Below are 337 nucleotides of genomic sequence, written 5' to 3'. Positions count from 1 at the left end.
AAGAAGCGCAGGAACTCCTGGATAATCTGGTGCGCAGCCATATCAGCAAGGCGCTGTCGGGTGAGCGAATGGCAGCCCGTGACAGAAATGCCGATCTGGCCTGGATTCGCCAGCAACTGGTCGATGCCGCCTGGTTTGTCCGTGCCACACTGGAAGCGCATGGGATGGGCGTCGGAAATGAGAGTCCCTCTGCTCCACCGGAGACAATGTCGGACATACAGACACGGGAACTGGTGATGTTGATCAAGCGACTGGCATCTTCTCTGAAAGCGGTGAAACCGGACAGTTGTGTGGTGCGTGAAGCGCAGGACTGGCTGCGCGACAGAAAACTTGTGAG

Annotated in this window: 1 pseudogene; it reads left to right on the top strand. The window is 57.3% G+C overall.

What is annotated here, in order from left to right:
• Window positions 1–337, top strand: a pseudogene (locus tag E0D98_RS26240) (hypothetical protein); the annotation flags it as partial.

Source organism: Escherichia sp. KCJ4928 (genome assembly GCF_004352695.1).
Classification (GTDB): Bacteria; Pseudomonadota; Gammaproteobacteria; order Enterobacterales; family Enterobacteriaceae; genus ECMA0423.
The sequence above is the reverse complement of the archived record's forward strand: the minus strand, read 5'-3'. Positions and strand labels throughout refer to the sequence as shown.